This is a genomic window from Streptomyces sp. BoleA5, assembly GCF_000373665.1.
Classification (GTDB): domain Bacteria; phylum Actinomycetota; class Actinomycetes; order Streptomycetales; family Streptomycetaceae; genus Actinacidiphila.
The window spans coordinates 290,018-309,302 of the sequence record NZ_KB892090.1; the positions used below are offsets into that span (position 1 = coordinate 290,018).

Annotated in this window: 18 protein-coding genes; 6 read left to right on the top strand and 12 right to left on the bottom strand. The window is 71.6% G+C overall.

Annotated features, from left to right (window positions below; translation table 11 throughout):
* Nucleotides 1-35: 35 nt before the first annotated feature.
* From B085_RS0101335 to B085_RS0101365, 7 genes are all read right to left on the bottom strand, one after another.
* Entirely contained in the window at nt 36-1,067 is a 1,032-nt protein-coding gene (locus tag B085_RS0101335; protein WP_018556747.1) for a ketoacyl-ACP synthase III, read from the bottom strand.
* Between the two features lie 14 nt (nt 1,068-1,081).
* Nucleotides 1,082-2,017 carry an ACP S-malonyltransferase gene (locus B085_RS0101340; RefSeq protein WP_018556748.1) on the bottom strand — a complete coding sequence of 312 codons (936 nt, stop codon included), beginning with the start codon at nt 2,015-2,017 and terminating at the stop codon, nt 1,082-1,084.
* A 100-nt stretch (nt 2,018-2,117) separates the two neighbouring features.
* Nucleotides 2,118-3,317 (bottom strand): PucR family transcriptional regulator, encoded by a 1,200-nt coding sequence (locus B085_RS0101345; RefSeq protein WP_018556749.1) that lies wholly within the window; start codon nt 3,315-3,317, stop codon nt 2,118-2,120.
* 66 nt (nt 3,318-3,383) lie between these two features.
* The gene (locus B085_RS0101350; RefSeq protein ID WP_018556750.1) at nt 3,384-4,199 is read right to left on the bottom strand and encodes an ABC transporter permease; all 816 of its coding nucleotides are present in this window, start codon (nt 4,197-4,199) and stop codon (nt 3,384-3,386) included.
* A gap of 11 nt (nt 4,200-4,210) precedes the next feature.
* Nucleotides 4,211-5,110 (bottom strand): ABC transporter permease, encoded by a 900-nt coding sequence (locus B085_RS0101355; RefSeq protein WP_018556751.1) that lies wholly within the window; start codon nt 5,108-5,110, stop codon nt 4,211-4,213.
* An 8-nt stretch (nt 5,111-5,118) separates the two neighbouring features.
* A complete protein-coding gene (locus tag B085_RS0101360; RefSeq protein ID WP_018556752.1) occupies nt 5,119-6,318 on the bottom strand; it encodes an ABC transporter substrate-binding protein in 1,200 nt (399 codons plus the stop codon).
* Nucleotides 6,309-7,385 carry an ABC transporter ATP-binding protein gene (locus tag B085_RS0101365; protein WP_018556753.1) on the bottom strand — a complete coding sequence of 359 codons (1,077 nt, stop codon included), beginning with the start codon at nt 7,383-7,385 and terminating at the stop codon, nt 6,309-6,311. The genes B085_RS0101360 and B085_RS0101365 overlap by 10 nt, the downstream gene beginning before the upstream one ends.
* A gap of 107 nt (nt 7,386-7,492) precedes the next feature.
* On the opposite strand from B085_RS0101365, the gene B085_RS0101370 reads away from it, so the two are divergent.
* Both B085_RS0101370 and B085_RS40865 read left to right on the top strand, forming a co-directional pair.
* On the top strand, nt 7,493-8,239 hold the full coding sequence (locus B085_RS0101370) for a FadR/GntR family transcriptional regulator (RefSeq protein ID WP_037730903.1): 747 nt from the start codon (nt 7,493-7,495) through the stop codon (nt 8,237-8,239).
* Between the two features lie 46 nt (nt 8,240-8,285).
* On the top strand, nt 8,286-9,008 hold the full coding sequence (locus B085_RS40865; RefSeq protein WP_018556755.1) for a cache domain-containing protein: 723 nt from the start codon (nt 8,286-8,288) through the stop codon (nt 9,006-9,008).
* On the opposite strand, the gene B085_RS0101380 is transcribed toward B085_RS40865, so the two are convergent.
* Nucleotides 8,980-9,798, bottom strand: a complete 819-nt coding sequence (locus tag B085_RS0101380) for a serine hydrolase domain-containing protein (RefSeq protein WP_018556756.1) — start codon at nt 9,796-9,798, stop codon at nt 8,980-8,982. The genes B085_RS40865 and B085_RS0101380 overlap by 29 nt on opposite strands.
* 61 nt (nt 9,799-9,859) lie before the next feature.
* Between B085_RS0101380 and B085_RS0101385 the strand changes: the two genes are divergently transcribed.
* Nucleotides 9,860-10,321 carry a MerR family transcriptional regulator gene (locus B085_RS0101385; protein WP_018556757.1) on the top strand — a complete coding sequence of 154 codons (462 nt, stop codon included), beginning with the start codon at nt 9,860-9,862 and terminating at the stop codon, nt 10,319-10,321.
* A gap of 5 nt (nt 10,322-10,326) precedes the next feature.
* Entirely contained in the window at nt 10,327-11,346 is a 1,020-nt protein-coding gene (locus B085_RS0101390) for an aldo/keto reductase (protein WP_018556758.1), read from the top strand.
* Here the strand turns inward: B085_RS0101390 and B085_RS0101395 are convergent.
* The 3 genes from B085_RS0101395 to B085_RS0101405 all read right to left on the bottom strand — a co-directional run bounded on the left by B085_RS0101395 (nt 11,307) and on the right by B085_RS0101405 (nt 14,104).
* Nucleotides 11,307-12,095: a DUF4429 domain-containing protein gene (locus B085_RS0101395; protein WP_018556759.1), complete on the bottom strand. Its 789-nt coding sequence runs from the start codon at nt 12,093-12,095 to the stop codon at nt 11,307-11,309. The genes B085_RS0101390 and B085_RS0101395 overlap by 40 nt on opposite strands.
* Before the next feature lie 75 nt (nt 12,096-12,170).
* A complete protein-coding gene (locus tag B085_RS0101400) occupies nt 12,171-13,367 on the bottom strand; it encodes an alpha/beta hydrolase (protein ID WP_018556760.1) in 1,197 nt (398 codons plus the stop codon).
* 53 nt (nt 13,368-13,420) lie between these two features.
* Nucleotides 13,421-14,104 (bottom strand): TetR/AcrR family transcriptional regulator, encoded by a 684-nt coding sequence (locus tag B085_RS0101405; RefSeq protein WP_018556761.1) that lies wholly within the window; start codon nt 14,102-14,104, stop codon nt 13,421-13,423.
* Nucleotides 14,105-14,210: 106 nt separating this feature from the next.
* On the opposite strand from B085_RS0101405, the gene B085_RS0101410 reads away from it, so the two are divergent.
* Nucleotides 14,211-15,812: an MFS transporter gene (locus B085_RS0101410; protein ID WP_018556762.1), complete on the top strand. Its 1,602-nt coding sequence runs from the start codon at nt 14,211-14,213 to the stop codon at nt 15,810-15,812.
* A 104-nt stretch (nt 15,813-15,916) separates the two neighbouring features.
* Nucleotides 15,917-16,279: a peptidase inhibitor family I36 protein gene (locus B085_RS0101415; protein WP_018556763.1), complete on the top strand. Its 363-nt coding sequence runs from the start codon at nt 15,917-15,919 to the stop codon at nt 16,277-16,279.
* An 83-nt stretch (nt 16,280-16,362) separates the two neighbouring features.
* Here B085_RS0101415 and aceE read toward each other — a convergent pair whose 3' ends face one another.
* A complete protein-coding gene (gene aceE, locus B085_RS0101420; RefSeq protein WP_018556764.1) occupies nt 16,363-19,104 on the bottom strand; it encodes a pyruvate dehydrogenase (acetyl-transferring), homodimeric type in 2,742 nt (913 codons plus the stop codon).
* Between the last annotated feature and the right edge of the window lie 181 nt (nt 19,105-19,285).

The window sequence follows — 19,285 nt, forward strand, 5'->3', positions numbered from 1 at the left end:
GCGGCGGGCGGGAGTGCGCGCCGCGTGGGTGTTGCCTAGGGGAGGGTAACGACAGTGGCGGCGTAGACGAGCCCAGCCCCGAAACCGATGATCAGTGCCGTGTCGCCGCTCTTGGCCTGTCCGGTGGCGAGCAGACGCTCCATCGCGAGCGGGATCGACGCGGCGGAGGTGTTGCCGGTGGTCTCGATGTCGCGGGCGACCGCGACGTGCTCCGGCAGCTTCAGCGCCTTGATCATCGAGTCGATGATGCGCATGTTGGCCTGGTGCGGGATGAAGACGTCCAGGTCGTCCGCGGTGATCCCGGCGGCGTCCAGCGCCTCCTGGGCCACCTTGGCCATCTCGAACACGGCCCAGCGGAAGACGGTCTGGCCCTCCTGGGTGATCGCGGGGAACTTCAGCTCCCCGTCCTCGCCCACCGGCAGCTGCGAGACGTCGCCCACGCGGAAGCGGTCCCACGCCACGGTCTGGGTGATGGTGTCGGACTTGTCGCCCTCCGAGCCCCAGACGGTGGGGCCGATCTCGGGCTCGTCGGCCGGGCCGATGATGACCGCGCCGGCGCCGTCGCCGAAGAGGAAGGCCGTGGCACGGTCCGTCTTGTCGGTCAGGTCGCTCAGCCGCTCGACGCCGATCACCAGGACGTGCTTCGCGCTGCCCTCGGTGACCATGCCCTTGGCGAGGGTCACCGCGTACGTGAAGCCCGCGCATCCCGCCGAGATGTCGAAGGCGGCCGGCTTGCCGGCGCCGATCCGGTGCGCGATCTCGGTCGCGACGGCCGGGGTCTGCTTGAAGTGGGAGACGGTGGCGACGATGACGCCCCCGATGTCCTCGGCCGAGATCCCCGCGTCGGCGATGGCCTTGCCCGCCGCGACGACCGACATCTCGGCGACCGTCTCCTCCGGGCCGGCCCAGTGCCGGGTGGCGATGCCGGAGCGGGAGCGGATCCACTCGTCGCTGGAGTCGATGTTCTCCAGGATCACCTCGTTGGGCACCACACGGGTCGGCCGGTAGCCGCCGACGCCCATGATGCGCGCGTACGGGGAGCCCTTGCTGGGCCTGATCTTCGCCATGTCTGCGGGGACTCCTATTCCTGGGTGCCGTGCTCGGCCACGATCGCGCGGGCGGCCTCGAGGTCGTCCGGGGTCTTCAGCGCCAGGGTCGCGACGCCGGGCAGCGCGCGCTTGGCCAGGCCCACCAGGGTGCCACCCGGCACCAGCTCGATGATCGCGGTGACGCCGAGCTCCTTGAAGGTCTCCATGCACAGGTCCCAGCGGACCGGGTTGGAGACCTGCGACACCAGGCGGGAGACGATCTCGGCGCCGGAGGCGACGACCGTGCCGTCGGTGTTGGACACGTACGGCAGAGCGGGGTCGGAGACCGCCAGAGTCTGCGCCAGCTCGTCGAGGACCGCCACGGCCGGGGTCATGTGGTGGGTGTGGAACGCGCCCGCCACCTTCAGCGGGATGACCCGCGCCTTCTCGGGCTTGTCCGAGGTCAGCTCGGCGAGCTGCTTCATGGTGCCGGCCGCCACGATCTGGCCGGCGCCGTTGATGTTCGCCGGGGTGAGGCCGAGGTTCTCCAGGTGGGCGACGACGGCGTCCGGGTCGCCGCCGAGCACGGCCGACATGCCGGTCTCGGTGACGGCCGCGGCCTGGGCCATCGCGGTGCTGCGGGTGCGGACGAAGGTCATCGCCGCCTCGGCGCTCAGTACGCCGCCGACGGCCGCCGCCGTGATCTCGCCGACGCTGTGACCGGCCACGGCACCCAGCGCGGAACGCGCGGCGGCCGGGTCGCCGAACAGCTGCTCCGCCGCGAGCAGACCGGCCGCGACCAGCAGGGGCTGGGCGACGGCGGTGTCACGGATCTCCTCGGCCTCGGCCTTGGTGCCGAAGTGGGCGAGGTCGAGCCCGGCGGTCGAGGACAGACCGGCGAGACGGTCGGCGACACCGGGCAGTTCGAGCCAAGGGTTCAGGAAGCCGGGGGCCTGGGCACCCTGGCCGGGAGCGACGAGTACGAGCACGCTTTCAACTCTCTCTTGAGCGAGGTGATCCCCGCCCGTGGGGACAGGGACCAAGAACCGACGGGCGATTTGTTGGTGTCCCACAAAAGCCCTGAGCGTACTACGGTGTCTGCCCCGACTCGGAGAGTCGGCCCAGGATGAGCGCGATGCGTAGGGTGAATGCGGAGCGCACGTCCGAGGGTGACCAGCCGGTGACGTCCGTCACACGTCGCAGCCGGTAGCGAACGGTGTTGGGGTGAACGAACAACATCCGGGCGGCCCCTTCCAGTGACGAGGCCTGTTCGAGGTAGACGGACAGAGTCTCAAGCAGTGCCGAACCAGCTTCCTCCAACGGCCTGTAGATCTCCTCCACCAGCTGATCGCGGGCGTGTCGGTCGCCCGCCATCGCGCGCTCCGGGAGCAGGTCGTCGGCGAGCACCGGGCGCGGCGCGTCGGGCCAGGCCGCGCACGCCCGCAGGCCCGCGGCGGCGGCCTGCGCGGACTTCGACGCCGCCAGCAGGTCGCCCACCAGGGGCCCGGCCACCACCGGCCCGGCGGCGAACGGCCCGATCAGCGCCTTGGCCACCCGCAGCGGGTCCCCGTCGCCGCCCGCGACCACGATCAGCCGGTCGCCCAGCACTCCGGTGAGCACCTGCAGCTTGGCGTGCCGCGCCGCCCGCCGGATCGCCTCGACGGTGAGCTCGCTGTCGCCGTTGGGCGCCGTGCCCAGCACCACCGCGATCTTGTCGGGGGAGCTCCAGCCGAGCGCCGCCGCCCGCGACAGCACGCCCTCGTCCGCCTCCCCGGACAGCACCGCGTTGACCACCAGGGACTCCAGCCGGGCGTCCCAGGCCCCGCGCGCCTCGGCGGCCTGGGCGTAGACCTGGGCGGTCGCGAAGGCGATCTCCCGCGCGTACACCAGCAGTGCCTCGCGCAGCACCGACTCGTCGCCGGGAGCCGCGACCTCGTCGATCGCCGACTCCATGACCTCGATGGTGGTGCGCACCATCTCCACCGTCTGGCGCAGGGAGATCGCCCTGGTCAGTTCCCGCGGGGCGGTGCCGAAGACGTCGGTGCTGATGGCCTGCGGGGTCTGCGGGTGGCGGAACCACTCCGTGAAGGCCGCGATGCCCGCCTGCGCCACCAGTCCGATCCACGAGCGGTTCTCCGGCGGCATGGCGCGGTACCAGGGCAGCTGCGCGTCCATCCGCGCGATCGCGGCCGCCGCCAGGCGCCCCGAGGACTTCTCCAGCCTCTTCAACGTGGCGGTGTGGGAGTGGTCGCGGGCGGGGTCGAATGCGTTCAGCGCGGGTTCTGGCACGGGTACAAGCCTGCCTTATCCGGGCGGATGCATGGCACGGACCCCTCACCTGCGTGCCCCCGTGCCTCAGAGGCGGCCTCCCGAGGCGGAGTCGGCGGACAGCCGCTGCGCGAGGTAGACCGGGACCACCGACGCGACGATCAGCACCGCGGCCACCACGTTGACGACGGGCGCCTGCTGCGGCCTGGCCATGTTGCTGAAGATCCACACGGGGAGGGTCTGGACGCCGGGCCCCGCGGTGAAGGTGGTGACGACGATCTCGTCGAAGGAGAGGGCGAAGGCCAGCAGCCCGCCCGCCAGCAGCGCCGTGCGCACCAGCGGGAAGGTGATGTCGCGGAAGACCTGGAAGGTGTTCGCCCCCAGGTCCATCGCCGCCTCCTCGTACGAGCCGGAGGTGCGCCGCAGCCGGGCCACGACGTTGTTGAAGACGACCACGACGCAGAAGGTGGCGTGCCCGACGACGACCGTGAACAGGCCCAGCCCGACGCCGAGCGGCTCCAGGACCGTACGGAACGCGGTGTTGAGGGCGATGCCCGTGACGATGCCGGGCAGCGCGATCGGCAGCACGACGACGAAGGAGAGCGCCTCCCGCCCGAAGAAGCGGTGACGGGCGACGGCGAAGGCGATCAGGGTGCCCAGGACGAGGGAGACCGCCGTCGCGCCCAGGCCCGCCTTCACCGAGGTCCACAGCGCGGCGCGGGCGCCGGAGCTGTGCCAGGCGTCGGCCCACCAGTGCAGGGTCAGGCCCGAGGGGGGCCAGCCGAAACCGCGGGCGGCGTTGAAGGAGTTGAGCAGGACGAGCAGCAGCGGCACGTAGATGACGGTGAAGCCCAGCGCGGCCGCGACGCGCAGGGCGACGCGGGCGGGACGGGAGAGTCGCATGGTCAGGGGCCTCACAGACTCCGGAGCGCGCCGGCGCGCCGCACGGCCAGCAGGTAGACGACGATGACCGCGACCGGCACGGTGCCCAGCGCCGCGGCGAGCGGCAGGTCGAGGGTGATGTTGGAGTAGACGACGTTGCCGATCAGCTGGGTCTTGCCGCCGACGATCTGCACGGCGATGTAGTCGCCGAGGCTGAGCGAGAAGGTGAAGACCGAGCCGGCCGCGACCGAGGGCAGCACCATCGGCAGCACCACGGACCGGAAGGTGCGCCAGGTGCGGGCCCCGAGGTCGGCGGAGGCGTCCAGCAGGCCGGCCGGCAGCTGCTCCAGCCCGGCGTGGATCGGCAGGATCATGTACGGCAGCCACAGGTAGGCCAGCACCATGATCGCCGCGGGCAGGCCGTAGCCGGGACCGCTCAGGCCCAGCGGCTTCAGCGCCCAGTCCAGTGGCCCGTCCTCGGAAAGCATGATCCGCCAGGCGTACGCCTTGACCAGGTAGCTCGCCCACAGCGGGGTGAGCACGGCGACGACCAGCAGGTGCCGGTACCTCGGGGCGGCCACCCGGGCGGTGTAGAAGGCGATCGGGAAGGCGATGACGATGTCGATCACGGTCACCGCGACGGCGACGCCGATGCTGCGCAGGGCGACGTCCCGGTAGACGTCGGTGGTCAGGACGGTGCGGAAGGTGTCGGTGCTCCAGACCTTGACCACGTCGGAGGTGAAGGGGTCGGTCGTCCAGAACGCGGAGAGGAAGAGCGCGGCCAGCGAGCCCAGATAGGCCAGGACCAGCCAGAGCAGCGGGGCGGACAGCAGCAGCGACAGCCGCAGCCGCGGGCGGCGGTGCAGGGAACCTGCCAGCCGCCGCCCGAGGGTGCCGCCCGTCGTGGTGGACGTCGTGGGCGTGGTGGTCACGGGACGGCTCAGCCCTTGATCTCGGTCCAGGCCTGGACCCACTTGGCGTAGGGCACGCAACGGACGTCGGTGCGGCCGTCCAGGCACTGCGGGATGGGGGTGTTCCAGAAGTGGACCTGCCTCCAGTAGGGCTCGTCGGCCGCGTGGAAGACGGTGCAGTGATTCTTGTCCGAGGTCAGGGCGCACGACTTCTCGTTCGCCGGGGCCTCGCCGAACCACTCGGCGACCTGGGCGTTCACCTTCGGCGAGACGATCCAGTCCAGCCACTTGTAGGCGCAGTTGGGGTGCTGGGCCCTGGCCGAGACCATCCAGGTGTCGGACCAGCCGGTGGAGCCCTCGCTCGGCAGGACCGCCTCGACCGGTGCCTTCTCGGCCTTGGCGAGGTTGGCGATGACCTGCCAGCTGGTGCCGACGACGGAGTCGCCGCTCTTGAAGGAGGAGATCTCCTTCAGGTAGTCGCTCCAGTACTCCCCGACGTTGGCGTTCTGCTCCTTCAGCAGGGCGACGGAGGCGTCGAACTGCTTCTGGTCCAGTGCGTACGGGTCCTTGATGCCCAGCTCCGGCCTGGTCTTCATCAGGTAGAGCGCGGCGTCCGCGATGTAGATGGCGGAGTCGTACGCCGTGACGTGGCCCTTGTAGGGCGAGGCCTTGTCGAAGACCGCCGACCAGGAGGTGGGGGCGGGGGAGACCTTGTCGGTGCGGTACATCAGCAGGTTGGCGCCGCGGCCGTGCGGGACGCCGTAGGCGACCCCGTCCACCGAGTTCCACTTCTGCATCTTCAGGCCGGGGAAGACGTCCTTGTAGTTCGGGACCAGGTCGGTGTTGACCGGTGCCGCGTCGCCCGAGGCGATCAGGCGCAGCGAGGCGTCGCCGGAGGCCGACACGGCGTCGTACTGGCCGGTCTTCATCAGGCTGACCATCTCGTCGGAGGTGCCGGCCACCTTGGTGTTGACCTGGCAGCCGGTCTCCTTCTCGAACGGGGTGACCCAGTCGACGGACTTGTCGTTCGAGCCGTCCTCGGCGTAGCCGGCCCAGGCGATCAGGTTGACCGCGCCCTCGGTCTCGCCCAGGGCCTTCGGCGCGCTGAGCTTGGGCGGGGTGAAGGCGCCGCCGGAGGAGCCGGAGCCCTTGCCGGGGGAGGACGAGCCGCCGCAGGCGGTGGCCAGGGCGAGGACGGTACAGGCTGCGAGCGTACGGATCAGACGCACGTGGGCTCCGTTTCCGGGTGGGACTGGACGGTGACGTTGTGCCTGCGGTGCCACTGAAGGCGGACGCGGGTTCCCCGGTAGGCGGCGACGTCGGCCGAGGAGGTCTCCTGGTTCTGCTGGAGGGCGGTCAGCCGGCCGCCCTCGTCGAGGTCGACCAGGAAGCGCGTGGTGTCGCCGAGGTAGATGACCTCGGCGACGGTGCCGGCGACGGTGCGCAGCTCTGCGTCCGGGGCGTCCGGGGTGTCCGAGGCGTCGTCGGGACCCAGCAGACGGATCTTCTCCGGACGGATGCTGTAGGTCCCGGAGCCGTCGCTGAGCAGGTTGGAGGTGCCGACGAAGCCCGCGACGAAGGGCGTCGCCGGCCGCTCGTACACCTCGGCGGGGGTGCCGACCTGCTCGATCCGGCCCTGGTGGTAGACCGCGATCCGGTCGCTGAGGGTCAGCGCCTCCTCCTGGTCGTGGGTGACGAAGACGAAGGTGATGCCCACCTCGCGCTGGATCGCCTTCAGTTCGACCTGCATCTGCTCGCGCAGCTTGAGGTCGAGCGCCCCCAGCGGCTCGTCGAGCAGCAGCACCCGGGGACGGCCCACCAGGGCGCGGGCCAGCGCGACCCGCTGCCGCTGACCACCGGAGAGCTGTGCCGGGCGGCGCCCGCCGAACCCCTCCAGCCGGACCGAGGCCAGCGCCGCGCGGGCGCGCTCGATCCGCTCCGCCTTCGGCACCCTGCGGACCTTCAGCCCGTAGGCGACGTTCTGCTCCACCGTCATGTGCGGGAAGAGCGCGTAGTCCTGGAAGACGGTGTTGACGTCCCGCTCGAAGGGGGCGAGCCGGGTGACGTCCCGGCCGGCCAGTTCCACGGTGCCGGCGGTGGGGGCCTCGAAGCCCGCGATCATCCGCAGCACCGTGGTCTTGCCGGAACCGGAGGGGCCCAGCATCGAGAAGAACTCGCCGTCGGCGATCTCCAGGTCCACCCCGGCGACCGCGTGCACCGGGCCGAAGGACTTGCGCAGGTCCCGCAGGCGTATGGCGGGTGCGCCGGTGTCCGTTTCCTTGGCCGTTCCCTCCATCGGCGGGGAACCTTTCTCTTCGGCTGGAGCGTTGACCGGAAACCTATGAAGTTATATTTCAGAGGACAAGGTCTGGCCGGGGTAAAACTTTCGCCAAGTGAGAAGGTGTGCGGGTGAGCAAACTTTCGAATGGCGCACTGCACGCCGTCTTCGCACCGGTGGGCAACCTCGCCCGGGTCGACGCGGTCGTACGGCGCCTGGCGGACGCCATCGAACTGGGCCTGCTCGCCGACGGCGAGCAGCTCCCGGGCGAGAGCGAGCTCGCCACCCGCCTCGGAGTCTCCACCGTGACCCTGCGTGAGGCCCTCATGGCCCTGCGCCAGCAGGGGCTGGTCACCACCCGTCGCGGCCGCGGCGGCGGCAGCTTCGTCACCGCCCCCGACCAGCCGCGCACCGTCCGGCTCGGCCACCGGCTGGCCGACTGGAGCACCGAGGAACTGCGCGACCTCGCCGACCACTGGGCCGCCGTCGCCGGCACCGCCGCCCGGCTCGCCGCCGAGCGCACCGAGCCGGAGGACCTCGCCCCGCTGCAGCGCTCCCTGGAGGAGTTCGAGGCCGCCGGCGAACCCGCCGCCCGCGGACGCGTCTACGGCAGGCTGCATGTGGAACTCGCCGCCGCCGCCCAGTCGGCCCGTCTCACCAAGGAGGAGATCCGTATCCAGGCGGAGATCGGAGCGCTAATCTGTCTCGCACTCGGGGAGGACGACGCCCGCGCGGCGGTCGTCGACCTGCACCGCGCGCTGCTCCGCGCCGTGCGCGACGGCGACGCGGAGCTGGCCCGGTCCCTGGCCGAACGGCGGGTGCGGGACGCGATGGAGCGCCTGATCGGACTGCGTCTGACCGTCGCCGGCTGACCCGGGCGTCCGCACCACCCGTCCTCCCGCACCGGAGGCAGCCGCCGTGGCCGTCAGCTCAACCGCCCTCGTCGACGAGGTCGTCGCCGACGTCGTGGACCGGGTCCGCGGCACCCTGGAGGACGTCTTCGCCGCCGTCGCCCAGGTCGCCGAGCGCACCACCGCCATCGCCGCCGTCCGCGCCGCCGGCCGGGCCCCCACCACCGCCGACCTCGCCGCCCTGCGCCCGCTGCTCCACGAGCGGCTGCGCCGGCGGCACGACCTGATCTCCGGCATCGGCTTCATCGCCGAACCCGGGCTGCTCGGCGACGTACCGGCCTGGCTGGAGTGGTGGCAGAACCACGGGGAGGAGGGGCTGCGGCCGCTCTTGCCCGACCTGGACCCGGGCACCTCGGCCTACTCCGACTACACCCACTGGGACTGGTTCGCCCTGCCCCGCGCCACCGGCGAGCGCGCCGTGGCCGGACCGTACGTCGACTACCTGTGCTCCGACGAGTACAGCCTCACCCTGTCGGTGCCGGTCCAGCACGGCGGGCGCTTCCTCGGCGTGGCCGCCGCCGACGTGTACCTGCGCCACTTCGAGGCCGCCGTGCTGCCCCTGCTGCGCCGTCTGCCCGCGCCGGCCGCCCTGGTCAACGCCCGCGGCCGGGTCGCGGCCTCCACCGACCCCCGGCACCTGGCCGGTTCCCTCCTGCGCAGCGTCAGCGGCCGGTCCTGCGGACCGATCCCGCTGACGCTGGTCACAGCGCTGCCAGCACCGCGTCCGTGAGCGCCGGCCACAACGGCAGGGCCCACTCGCCGAAGTCACGGTCCGTCAGGACGACGCAGGCCGCCCCGGCGTCCGGGTCGACCCACAGGAAGGTGCCGGACTGGCCGAAGTGGCCGAAGGTGCGCGGGGAGGACGAGGCGCCCGTCCAGTGCGGGGACTTGTGGTCCCGGATCTCGAAGCCCAGGCCCCAGTCGTTCGGGTTCTGGCCGCCGTAGCCGGGCAGCACGCCCTTGAGGCCGGGGAAGGCGACGGAGGTCGCCTCGGCGACCGTCTCCGGGGCCAGCAGCCGCGGTGCCTGCACCTCGGCGGCGAAGCGGACCAGGTCGTCGACGGTGGAGACCGCACCGGCGCCCGCCGAGCCCGGGCAGTCGGTGGCGTGCATGCCGAGCGGCTCCAGCACCCCCTGCCGCAGATACTCGCCGAAGGGGATCCCGGTGGCCTTGGCGATGTGGTCGGCCAGCGCGTCGAAGCCGGCGTTGGAGTAGATCCGCCGCGTGCCGGGAGCCGCCATCACCCGGTGCTCGTCGAAGGCGAGGCCGGAGGTGTGGGCGAGCAGGTGCCGCACGGTCGAGCCCTCGGGGCCGGCCGGTTCGTCGAGTTCGACCGCGCCCTCCTCGACCGCGACCAGCGCCGCGTAGGCGGACAGCGGCTTGGTCACCGAGGCCAGCCGGAAGCGCCGCCCGGTCTCGCCGTACGTCCCCAGGACCGTGCCGTCACGGCGTACGACCGCCGCCGCGGCCGTCGGGACAGGCCAGTTCTCGATCGCGCTCAGGCTGCTCGGGCTCCGCATGACCGTGAGCCTAACGAATGGCCTTGCCTGGAGTGCACTCCAGGGTTTTAGCGTGGAACCCATGACCGTGACGCAGGTGGCCAAGAGCAAGCCCGGAAGCGTGCCCGACTGCTCCGGGGAGGCGCGGCGACCCCTCCCGGACGGCCGGGACCGCTACACGATCAGCGAGGTGGCGGCCTTCACCGGCCTGAGCGCGCACACGCTGCGCTGGTACGAGCGGATCGGGCTGATGCCCCACGTCGACCGCTCGCACACTGGGCAGCGCCGCTTCACCAGCCGCGACCTCGACTGGCTGGCCTTCGTCGGCAAGCTGCGGCTGACCGGGATGCCGGTCGCGGACATGGTCCGCTACGCCGAGCTGGTGCGGCTCGGGGAGCACACCTTCTCCGACCGCCAGGAGCTGCTGGAGTCGACCCGGCGCGACGTGCTGCGGCGGATCGACGAGCTGCGGGACACCCTCGCGGTCCTCGACCACAAGATCGACACCTACGCTGGCGCCCGCCGGGCGTCGGAGAGGGCATGAGGCAGATGAGCGACAACAACGAGCCGATCGCCAAGGTCACGCTCGGTACGGGCGGCCCCCTGGTCGGCGTGCAGGGCCTGGGCTGCATGGGCATGAGCGAGTTCTACGGTCCCACCGACGAGGCCGCCGCCCGCGCCGCCCTCGACGCGGCGCTGGACCTCGGGGTCACGCTCCTCGACACCGCCGACGTGTACGGCATGGGCGCCAACGAGGAGTTCATCGCCCCCTTCGTGCGCGAGCACCGCGACGAGATCACCCTCGCCACCAAGTTCGGCATAGCGCGGAAGGCGGACGACACGCGGTACCGGGGCGTGCGCAACGACCCGGAGTACATCCGCCATGCCGTCGACGGCAGCCTGCGCCGCCTCGGCGTGGACGTCATCGACCTGTACTACATGCACCGCCGCGACCCCGCCGTGCCGCTGGCCGAGTCCGTCGGCGCGATGGCCGAGCTGGTGCGAGCCGGCAAGGTGAGGCACCTGGGCCTGTCGGAGGTGACCGGGGCCGAGCTGCGCGAGGCGCACGCCGTGCACCCGATCGCGGCCGTGCAGTCGGAGTGGTCGCTGTTCAGCCGGGACGTCGAGATCTCGCTGACCGGTGCCGCCGCCGAGCTGGGAGTGGCCCTCGTGCCGTACTCCCCGCTGGGCCGGGGCTTCCTGACCGGCTCCTTCCAGGACGCCTCCCAGCTGTCGGCGGACGACTTCCGCCAGTACCAGCCCCGCTTCTCCGGGGAGAACGCCAAGCGCAACCTCGACCTGCTGGAGCCGCTGCGCCGGGTCGCCGAGGCGCACGGCGCCACACCCGCCCAGATCGCCCTGGCCTGGGTGCAGCAGCGGGCACAGGTGCACGGGCTGACCGTGGTGCCGATCCCGGGCACCCGAAAGGCCGAGCGTCTGCGGGAGAACACCGCCGCCACCCGGATCGTCCTCGACGAGGCGGAACTGGGCCGGCTGGAACCGCTCGCCGGGCAGGTCGCGGGCGACCGCTACCCGGACATGTCGTCCACGTCGGCGGCGCGCGAGTAGCCGTCCCGGTCCAGGGCGGGCCGCGTCCGAGCGGCCCGCTGGACCGCCGCCACGACCGCCGCCGCCAGCGGCAGCGACTCGTGGACGAGGCCGTAGCCCAGACCGAACACCACGGTCGCCGGGTCGTCGTCGGGATTGTCTGCGTGGTGGCCGTCGGCGTCGCGCGGCAGCAGCCGCAGGTGACCGCCGAGCATCTCGGGGGAGCGCCAGTCGACCCCGGACAGCTCGGCGACCGGGAAGTGCTGGTCACCGGCCTTCCACTTGGCCGTCGAGGCGCCCGTCCAGAACCAGCGGAAGGACACCGTCTCGCCGTCGAAGGACGCCTTGCCGTCGTACGCCTTGAACGACTGGGGTGCGGACGGCACCTCCACGAGGTGGCGCGGGGCCGGTTCGGCGTCCGAGCCGCCCCCGGCCGCGCCGATCGCGGACAGCAGCTCCTCGGCGTAGTACTCGGCGAGCAGCTCCCGCTCGGCGGGCAGCACCAGCCGGTAGGGGTCGGCGGCCTCCTTGAGCTGGCCCTTCGCGGCCTCCATCAACGGATCGGCGCCCCGCCGCGGGAGCGCGCGCAGCACGACGGTGCCGCGCCGCCCCGGGCCCAGCTCGACGCCCGCCAGGGCCTCGTACGGGACACGCCGCCGTCCCAGGGTCTGCAGCAGCTTCGAGTTGCGCATCCCCCGCTCGTAACGGATGAGCACCGCATCGGCATCGAACTCCCATACGGCGTTGGATCCGGCCAATACGTCACCCATACGGGTCATCGTAGGCGGCGTCGCGAATTCGGGAACCGGCCGGGCACGGCCGGACTAGGCCATGTGGCTACCGGCCTAGTCCGCGCCCGCCGTGCAGTCGCTGCCGTCGGCGCACCGGACGTCCGGGTAGCGGCCGAGGGCGATGCTGGTGAAGTTGGCGAGGCTGTCGGTGCCGGGGCGGAAGTAGCCCGCGTGCCCCTCGGCGGCCTCGGAGGTCACCACGCGGGCGCCGAAGGCGCGGGAGACCGGGTCGGCCCCGTGGCCGAGCCCGGCGAACTCCATGTGCGGCACGTCGCCGATCCAGTCGGTGCTGTCCCGCGTGGCCCACACCCGGGCGGCCGTGCCCAGGTCGGCCGCCTTGTCCACCCGCATACCGGGGCTGCCGAAGACGGCGATGTCCGAGACCCGCCCGGAGGGCAGGTCGGGGGCGGCGACGCCGCACAGCACCGAGCCGTAGGAGTGGCAGAACAGCGAGACGCTGCCGTGCGCCGGCAGGGACCGCACCAGTGCGGCCAGCCGGACGGCGCCCTGCTCGGCCAGTTCGCCGGTGGAGGCGTCCAGGCCGACGCCCTGCGGGGTGGTGTAGTCGGCCCAGGCGATGACGGCCGTGCGCGTGCGCGGAGCGGCGGCGTGCTCGGCCGCGTACAGCGAGCCGGCCATGCCGACGGGGGCGCGGGCCGGATCGTCCTCGCGTTCGAAGGAGAGCACGTCCGTGTCGACCCCGGGCACGACGAGCGACACCCGTTCGGCGGTGCCGAGGTCGCCGAAGACCTCGGCCGCCCGGCCGCGGCCGGTGGGGTCGAAGGCGAGGATCTGCCGTTTGCCGTCCAGCAGGGAGGTGTAGCGGTCGGCGCGTCGCGCGGCGTCCTGGCGGCCCTCGGCGGTCAGCAGGGAGCTGCGCGAGCGGGCGGTCTCCTGGGCGCGGGCCGTGACGAGCGAGCGCCGGTTGGCCTGGTAACGCACGGCGACCGGGGCGCCGTTGAGGTTGCCGACGACGAGCGGATAGCGGTGGGCGAGCAGCTTGGCGCCGTCCGGTCCGACCGAGGCGAAGAAGCGCGCGATGACGCCCGGGGCCGCCTGGGGGTCCGGGAGCGGACGTCCGCCCACCGAGCCGTGCCGCCACGCGGCAGTGGCCACCGCCAGCGCGTCCCCGCCGCCCTTGTGGTGGCGCAGCGCGGTCCAGCCGGTGGTCGCCAGCATCACGAAGACCACGGCCAAGGCCAGAAGGGCGCGCAGGGAGGGGGAGCTGAAGCGCTCATCGACGAGGTTCACTGGGGGACACCCTAGGAGACGCCGGAGACCCCCGAGGCGCGCCGTGACCCAAGTCACGTTTGGAACAAGGAGATTCCGGACACACCCTGGTGTTCGTCCCACGGTTGTGCGAGGACAGGGACCAGCAGGTCCAGGTGCTCCTCGGTGGTCCGGCGGATGGACTCCACGCTGGTCTCGTCGCCGTCGCCCCACAGGCGCTGGGCCACCCGGATGACCCCGCCGACGGCCGCCACGAGCACCCGCGGCCGCGGGTCGGCCGGGTCCAGGCCCTCGCGGGCGGCGATGACCGAGGCGAGCCGTCCCTCGACGAGCGCCGAATGGCGCATCTGGGCGGACAGCAGCGTCGGCGTGGACTCGATCACGCGGTACATCGCCATGTACGTGGGCAGCGGTACGACGGCGGCGATCACGGCGCTGATGCTGTGCCAGGACTCGTCCAGCGCGGCGCGCAGCGCCTCGAAGGGCGGTTCGCCGGCCGGGCGTTCGGCCACCGCGGTGACGAAGGCCTCCTCGACGCTGTCCTCCAGTGCGAGCGCGACCTCCTCCTTGCCCGCGAAGTAGCGGAAGAAGGTGCGCTGCGAGACCTCGACCTCCGCGGCGATCTCGTCGACGGTCGTGCGCTCGTAGCCCTTGACGACGAACAGCTCGATCGCGGCCCTTATGAGTGCGTCGCGCGTGCGCTGTTTCTTGCGTTCGCGCAGGCCGCACACGGGCGTCGCGCGTATCGCATGCTTCATCTGCCGTCCACCTCCAGGGGCCCCCACGATACTTTGGTGCTTCCTGACAGTTACCGACGGATGACTGCTTTGGTCAAATGTCAGACGCTGCCATAATCTCTTGTCCATGACCCAAGGCTCCGTCGTCACCGACAAGGCCCCGGACTCGATACCGGCGCCTTCCAAGAAACCCCTTCGCGGCCACCCCTGGCTGACCCTGTTCTCGGTCGCCATCGGCGTCATGGTGGTGGCGCTGGACGGCACGATCGTCGCCGTCGCCAACCCGGCCATCCAGGCCGACCTGGGTGCCTCCCGTGAGCAGATCCAGTGGATCACCACCGGCTACATGCTGGCCCTGGCGGTGTCGCTGATCACCGCGGGCAAGCTCGGCGACCGCTTCGGCCACCGCCAGACCTTCCTCGTCGGCCTCGCCGGCTTCGCCGTCACCTCCGGCCTGATCGGCGTGTCCAGCGGCGTCGGCATGGTGATCGGCCTCCGCGTGCTGCAGGGCGTCTTCGGCGCGCTGCTGCAGCCGGCCGCGCTCGGCCTGCTGCGCGCCACCTTCCCGGCCGAGAAGCTCAACATGGCCATCGGCATCTGGGGCATGGTCATCGGTGCCTCCACCGCCGCCGGGCCGATCGCGGGCGGTCTGCTGGTCGAGCACGTCAACTGGGAGTCGGTCTTCTTCATCAACGTGCCCGTGGGTCTGGTCGCGCTGGTCCTGGGCCTGGTCATCCTCAAGGACGTGCGCGCCGAGAACGCGCCGCGGTCCTTCGACGTCCCCGGCATCCTGCTGCTCTCAGGCGCGATGTTCGGCCTGGTGTGGGGCCTGATCAAGGCTCCGGAGTGGGGCTGGGGCGACCCGCTGACCCTGGGCTTCCTGGCCGGCTCGGTGCTGCTGTTCGTCCTGTTCGCCCTCTGGGAGACCAGGGCCTCCGAGCCGCTGATCCCGCTGCGGATGTTCCGCTCGGTGCCGCTGTCCGCGGGCACGGCGCTGATGGTGCTCATGGCCTTCGCCTTCCTGGGCGGCCTGTTCTTCGTCACCTTCTACCTGCAGAACGTCCACGGCATGTCGGCGGTGGAGTGCGGCGTCCACCTGCTGCCGCTCACCGCGATGATGATCGTCAGCTCGCCCGTCGCCGGTGCGCTCATCACCAAGTTCGGCCCCCGGGTTCCGCTGGTCGGCGGCATGGTGTGCACGGCGGTCGCCATGTTCGGCATGACCGGGCTGGAGGCGGACTCCGGCACCGGCGTCATGTCCCTCTGGTTCGCCCTGCTGGGCCTCGGCCTGGCCCCCGTGATGGTCGGCGCCACCGACGTCATCGTCGGCAACGCCCCGCTGGAGCTGTCCGGCGTGGCCGGCGGCCTCCAGGGCTCCGCGATGCAGGTCGGCGGCAGCCTCGGTACCGCCGTACTGGGCACGATCATGGCCTCGCGGGTCGACAGCGTGCTGCCCGAGAAGTGGGCCGGCGCCGGCCTGCCCCCGCTGAAGGGCGAGCAGGCCGCGCAGGCCGCCGACGCGGTCGTGGTCGGTGTGCCGCCCGTCGCCAAGGACACCCCGGCCGAGGTCGTCGCCCTGATCACGAAGGTCACCAACGAGACCTTCCTCTCGGGGATGGGTCTGGCCTTCACCGTCGCCGGCGTGGTGGCCGCCTTCGCCGCGGGCATCGCGTTCCTGACCAAGCGCGGCGTCAACGCGGACGCCGCCGGCGGCGGGGTGCACATCTGACACCGGACGATTCCCTATCCGGGTGAACGAGGCCCGGGGCCCTTGGCGGTCCCGGGCCTCGCCGTCCACCGTGGAGCTCCGACCACCACGGGGGAGTGATCCACATGCGCAGTGCCGTCCTGACCCTTGCCCTGGCCGCGGCAGCCGCGGCCCTGGCCGCGCCGGCGCCGCCCGTAGCGGCCGCCCCCGCGGGGCGCTGCGACCCCGGGGAGCTGTGCCTGTGGGACAGGCCGGGCTACCGCGGGGCACGCCTGGTGCACGAGCTCGCCGACACCGACGTCAACTCCTGCGTGCCGCTGCCGCCGGGCACGTCCGCGAGGTCGTTCGTCAACCGGACCCGCAAGCTCGTGACGACCTACCAGAGCGCCGAGTGCTCCACCGAGGGCGACTTCGTGACGTTCCCCTCCGGTACCTGGGTGCCGGAGTCCCGGCACACCGTCCGCGCCTTCCAGATCGTCGACCAGTGACACGAGCCCGCGGGGAGCCGGGAAAGGCCGGGGCCCCCGCCGCGCGGAAGCGCGACGGGGGCCCCGGGTCGGGACAAACGGTGTTACGCGTCGCCGCCCGCGGCACCGGGGTCGGCGGCGGCGACGTCGAGCAGCTGGTAGCGGTCGATCGCCTGCTTCAGCACGGAGCGGTCGATCTTCCCCTCCTTGGCGAGCTCGGTGAGCACGCCGAGGACCACCGACTGGGCGTCGATGTGGAAGAACCGGCGCGCCGCGCCACGGGTGTCGGCGAAGCCGAAGCCGTCGGCACCGAGCGACTGCCAGGTGCCCGGCACCCAGCGGGAGATCTGGTCCGGGACGGCCCGCATCCAGTCCGAGACGGCCACGAACGGGCCCTCGGAGCCGCTGAGCTTCTGCGTCACGTACGGGACGCGCTGCTCCTCCTCCGGGTGGAGCAGGTTGTGCTCCTCGACCTCCACGGCGTCGCGCCGCAGCTCGTTCCAGGAGGTCGCGGACCACACGTCGGCCCGGACGTTCCACTCCTCGGCGAGGATCCGCTGGGCCTCCAGGGCCCACGGCACGGCCACGCCGGACGCCAGGATCTGAGCCGGGATGGCGCCCGCCTCGGCCGTCCGGTACCGGTACAGGCCCTTGAGGATGCCCTCGACGTCCACGTTCTGCGGCTCGGCCGGCTGGACGATCGGCTCGTTGTAGACGGTGAGGTAGTAGAAGACGTCCTCGTTCGCCTCGGGGGTCCCGCCGTACATGCGGCGCAGGCCGTCCTTGACGATGTGCGCGATCTCGAAGCCGAACGCGGGGTCGTACGAGACGACGGCCGGGTTGGTCGAGGCCAGCAGGTGCGAGTGGCCGTCGGCGTGCTGCAGGCCCTCACCGGTGAGGGTGGTGCGGCCCGCCGTGGCGCCCAGCACGAAGCCGCGCGCCAGCTGGTCGGCCATCTGCCAGAACTGGTCGCCGGTCCGCTGGAAGCCGAACATCGAGTAGAAGACGTAGACCGGGATCAGCGGCTCGCCGTGGGTCGCGTAGGACGACCCGGCGGCGATCAGCGACGCGGTGCAGCCCGCCTCGGAGATGCCGTCGTGCAGCATCTGGCCGGTCGGGGACTCCTTGTACGCCAGCAGCAGTTCGCGGTCGACGGACTCGTACGTCTGGCCCAGCGGGTTGTAGATCTTGGCCGACGGGAAGAGCGAGTCCATGCCGAAGGTGCGGTACTCGTCGGGGGCGATCGGCACGAAGCGCTTGCCGATCTCCTTGTCCCGCATGAGGTCCTTGAGCAGCCGGACGAAGGCCATCGTGGTGGCGATCGTCTGGTTGCCGGAGCCCTTGCGGGTGCCCGCGTAGGCCTTGTCGTCCGGCAGCGCCAGCGGCTTCGCGCGCACGACGCGGGTCGGGACGTAGCCGCCCAGGCCCTTGCGCCGGTCGTGCATGTACTGGATCTCCTCCGAGTTCCGGCCCGGGTGGTAGTACGGCGGGGCGCCGGACTCCAGCTCCTTGTCGGAGATCGGCAGGTGCAGCCGGTCGCGGAAGCGCTTGAGGTCGTCGACCGTCAGCTTCTTCATCTGGTGGGTCGCGTTGCGGCCCTCGAAGTTCGGGCCGAGCGTCCAGCCCTTGACCGTCTGGGCCAGGATCACGGTCGGCTGGCCCTTGTGCTCACGGGCCGCCTTGTACGCCGCGTAGATCTTGCGGTGGTCGTGGCCGCCGCGGCCCAGGTGCAGGATCTGGTCGTCGGTGAGGCCCTCGACCATCTTCCGCAGCCGGTGGTCGTCACCGAAGAAGTGGTCGCGGATGTACTCGCCGGTCTCGGTGGCGTAGGTCTGGAACTGGCCGTCGGGCGTGGTGTTGAGCTTGTTCACCAGCACGCCGTCGCGGTCCTGCGCGAGCAGCGGGTCCCAGGTCCGGTCCCAGATCAGCTTGATGACGTTCCAGCCGGCGCCGCGGAACTGCGACTCCAGCTCCTGGATGATCTTGCCGTTGCCGCGCACCGGGCCGTCGAGCCGCTGCAGGTTGCAGTTGACGACGAAGGTGAGGTTGTCCAGGCCCTCGCGGGCGGCCAGGGAGAGCTGGCCGAGCGACTCGGGCTCGTCCATCTCGCCGTCGCCGAGGAACGCCCACACGTGCGACTGCTCGGTGTCGGCGATGCCGCGCGCCTGCAGGTAGCGGTTCATCCGGGCCTGGTAGATCGCGCCCAGCGGGCCGAGGCCCATGGAGACGGTCGGGAACTCCCAGAAGTCCGGCATGAGCCGCGGGTGCGGGTAGCTCGACAGGCCGTACGGCGCCTTGGACTTCTCCTGGCGGAACGCGTCGAGCTGGGTCTCGGAGAGCCGGTCCAGCAGGAAGGCGCGGGCGTACACACCGGGGGAGGCGTGGCCCTGGAAGAAGATCTGGTCCCCTCCCTTGCCGTCGTCCTTGCCCCGGAAGAAGTGGTTGAAGCCCACGTCGTACAGGGAGGCAGAGGAAGCGAAGGTGGCGATGTGCCCGCCGACGCCGATACCGGGCCGCTGCGCCCGGGACACCATGACCGCCGCGTTCCAGCGGGTCGCGTTGAGGATGCGCCGCTCGATGTCCTCGTTGCCGGGGAAGAACGGCTCGTCCTTGGTGGCGATGGTGTTGACGTAATCCGTGCTGCGCATCTCGGGCACGGCAACCCGCCGCTCGCGGGCTCGCTCGATCAGGCGGAGCATGAGGTAGCGGGCGCGCTCGCGTCCGCGCTCGTCGACGGCGGCGTCAAGCGAGTCGAGCCATTCCGCCGTCTCCTCGGGATCGAAATCCGGGACCTGGCTGGGAAGGCCGCCAATGATGATCGGGTTGCGATCTGATCCGGAAGCCACGCTATTCCTTCGCTTCTAGGGTCTTGCTCTGCTGGGTCGCGCCGCCTCCATCGTGTACCGCGCGTTCGGGATACGTCATCTCTACTGAGTGGTAACCATCACTAAGTGAGACAGACCCCTCTTACAGACCCTCTTGAGGCTCACGCATGGCTGTCCGGTGGCCGTTCGACCAAACCGCAAC

Bases quoted from the DNA above. Each gene is read 5' to 3' on its own strand.
- B085_RS0101335 (WP_018556747.1), bottom strand. From the start codon at position 1,067: ATGGCGAAGATCAGGCCCAGCAAGGGCTCCCCGTACGCGCGCATCATG.
- B085_RS0101350 (WP_018556750.1), bottom strand. From the start codon at position 4,199: ATGCGACTCTCCCGTCCCGCCCGCGTCGCCCTGCGCGTCGCGGCCGCG.
- B085_RS0101365 (WP_018556753.1), bottom strand. From the start codon at position 7,385: ATGGAGGGAACGGCCAAGGAAACGGACACCGGCGCACCCGCCATACGC.
- B085_RS0101380 (WP_018556756.1), bottom strand. From the start codon at position 9,798: ATGCGGAGCCCGAGCAGCCTGAGCGCGATCGAGAACTGGCCTGTCCCG.
- B085_RS0101385 (WP_018556757.1), top strand. From the start codon at position 9,860: ATGACCGTGACGCAGGTGGCCAAGAGCAAGCCCGGAAGCGTGCCCGAC.
- B085_RS0101390 (WP_018556758.1), top strand. From the start codon at position 10,327: ATGAGCGACAACAACGAGCCGATCGCCAAGGTCACGCTCGGTACGGGC.
- B085_RS0101395 (WP_018556759.1), bottom strand. From the start codon at position 12,095: ATGGGTGACGTATTGGCCGGATCCAACGCCGTATGGGAGTTCGATGCC.
- B085_RS0101405 (WP_018556761.1), bottom strand. From the start codon at position 14,104: ATGAAGCATGCGATACGCGCGACGCCCGTGTGCGGCCTGCGCGAACGC.
- B085_RS0101410 (WP_018556762.1), top strand. From the start codon at position 14,211: ATGACCCAAGGCTCCGTCGTCACCGACAAGGCCCCGGACTCGATACCG.
- B085_RS0101415 (WP_018556763.1), top strand. From the start codon at position 15,917: ATGCGCAGTGCCGTCCTGACCCTTGCCCTGGCCGCGGCAGCCGCGGCC.